2 protein-coding genes and 1 pseudogene are annotated in these 2,408 nt (G+C 68.9%); 2 read left to right on the top strand and 1 reads right to left on the bottom strand.

Annotated features, from left to right (window positions below; genetic code table 11):
• Together ABD352_RS20830 and ABD352_RS20825 are read left to right on the top strand one after the other, a co-directional pair.
• Nucleotides 1–1,431 (top strand): flavin monoamine oxidase family protein (locus ABD352_RS20830; protein WP_344614098.1); only part of this gene is annotated, 1,431 nt, incomplete at its 5' end.
• A 57-nt stretch (nucleotides 1,432–1,488) separates the two neighbouring features.
• Nucleotides 1,489–2,073: pseudogene (locus ABD352_RS20825) on the top strand (IS5 family transposase); the annotation flags it as partial.
• 14 nt (nucleotides 2,074–2,087) lie between these two features.
• Here ABD352_RS20825 and ABD352_RS20820 read toward each other — a convergent pair.
• Nucleotides 2,088–2,408: transposase (locus ABD352_RS20820; RefSeq protein ID WP_344614097.1), on the bottom strand; the 321-nt coding region annotated here is incomplete at its 5' end.

Here is a 2,408-nt window from a genome sequence, read left to right as displayed (position 1 = left end):
ACGGCCGCCACCACCCGCCTGGCCGCCGCGGCCGCCGCCGCGCCTGCGGCCCCGTCGGTGACGATCGTCGGTGCGGGGCTCGCTGGCATCCGCGCCGCTCACTGGCTCTACAAGACCAAGGGCGTCCGGGCGTCGGTCTACGAGGGCAACACCCGCATCGGCGGGCGCTGCTACACCCTGCGCGGCTTCTTCGACGACGGCGTGGTCGTCGAGCACGGCGGCGCGTTCATCAACACCGAGCACAACACGATTCGCAGCCTCGCCAACAGCCTCGGGCTCAGCCTGCGCGCCGCGTACGGCGGCAACCAGCCGCCGGGCGGCGACAAGTACTGGATCGACGGCGCGGACTACCCCTACTCGGCCGCGAACAGCGACTGGGGCCAGGTGTACCAGGCGTTCAAGGCGGCGCAGCAAGCGGCGCCGTCCCCACAGACCTACAACAGCTACACCCCGGCCGGGCAGGCGCTGGACAACCAGACCGTCAACCAATGGCTCGACGCGAACATCCCCGGTGGCCTGTCCAGCCGCTTCGCCAAGCTGATGCAGAGCAACGCCCTGGCCGAGTACGGACTCGACCCGGACCAGCAGTCGGCGCTCAACCTCATCTACCTGCTCGGCTGGAACGGACCGAACTCGCTCAACCCACTGACCGGCGGCGACGAGAAGTACACCATCATCGGCGGCAACGACCAGCTCGTCACCACCATGGCCGGCCAGCTGCCGGCCGGCACCGTGACCCTGGAGCGCAAGCTTGTCGCGGTCAAGGCCAACGCCAACGGCTCGGTCACCTGCACCTTCCAGGCCGGCAACACGTACGTCGACGTCACCTCCGACAAGGTGATCCTCGCCCTGCCCTTCACCATGCTGCGCCAGTGCGACCTGACCAAGGCCGGGTTCTCGGCCGTGAAGATGCGCTCCATCAACCAGTTCGACCTGGGCAGCAACGCCAAGATCCACGCCCAGTTCACCAGGCGGCCCTGGGTGACCCAGGGCTACGGCGGTGTCTCCTACACCAACATGACCGGCTTCCAGTGCGCCTGGGACGACACCGTCAACCAGCCGACCACCACCGGCGTGCTCTGCGAGTTCCCGGGCGGCAGCCAGACCCTGGCGTGGACGGGTGCGGCGTTCGGCGCGGCGCCAGCCGCGCAGGTGACGGGTTTCCTGAACCAGCTGGAGCCCATCTACCCCGGCATCAGCGCCGCGTACAACGGCAAGGCCTACCGCGACGCCTGGCCCCTCAACCCATGGACGAAGGGCGCCTACTCGGCGCAACGGCCCGGTCAGTACACGAGCTTCTTCGGCATCGAGGGCGTCCGTGAGGGCAACATCCACTTCGCCGGCGAACACACCTCCATCGAGTTCTTCGGCTACCTCAACGGCGCGGTCGAGTCCGGCGAGCGCGCCGCCAAGGAGATCACCGGGCCGTAGCACGGGCGCCCGGCCTTGCCTCGCCGCCCGCTCCTGTGTGCGTGGCAGCGCCGGGCGATGCGTTCAGCACTGCGGCGCGCTTTGCCCGCAGCGGAATTGCGGTTGCGCAACCCCGGGCGGAAACGGGTGCCGGACCGGCAGGTGCTGTGCGGGATTCTGTTCGTGCTGTACACGGCTATCCCGTGGGAGTACCTGCCGCAGGAGTTGGGTTTCGGCTCCGAAATGACCTGCTGGCGGCGGCTGGCTGAGTGGCACGAGGCCGGCGTCTGGCAAAGCCTGCACGAGGTGCTGCTGGCCGAGTTACGCGCCGCGGACAAGCTCGACTGGTCCAAGGCGGTGATCGACGGCTCACACGTACGAGCGCTCAAGGGCGGCCCAAACCGGCCCGAGCCCGGTCGACCGCGCCAAGACCGGCTCGAAACACCACGTCATCACCGACGGCGCGGGCATCCCACTCGCCGTCAGCCTGACCGGCGGCAACCGCCACGACATCACCCAACTCCAAGGCGTTGATCGACGCCGTCCCGCCGGTGCGCGGCAAACGCGGCCGGCCCCGCCGACGCCCGGACAAGCCTCTACGCCGACCGGGCCTACGACTTCGACATCTACCGCGACCAGGTCCACGACAAAGGCATCAACCCCACTTAGGCGGTGTCTCAGTTGGTGATCTTTGCGAGTCGGCGGTGGCAGATGAGGATGGCTGCGAGGTCGGCGAAGGCTTGGAAGTGCTCGGCTTTGCGTTCGTAGCGGCGGGCGAGGCGGCGGTTGTTGGTGAACCAGGACAGGCACGACTCGACGATCCACCGGTGCCGGCCGAGGCGTTGCGAGGACTCGACGCCCTTGCGGGCGATGCGGACCATGATGCCTCTGCGGCGGATCTCGGCTCTGATCGCCTTGTGGTCGTAGGCCTTGTCCGCATGCAGCTTCCCGGGCCGGTGGCGAGGCCGGCCGCGCCGGCCCCGCACGGGTGTGAGGGA

Source organism: Dactylosporangium salmoneum (genome assembly GCF_039532525.1).
Classification (GTDB): Bacteria; Actinomycetota; Actinomycetes; order Mycobacteriales; family Micromonosporaceae; genus Dactylosporangium; species Dactylosporangium salmoneum.
The sequence above is the reverse complement of the archived record's forward strand: the minus strand, read 5'-3'. Positions and strand labels throughout refer to the sequence as shown.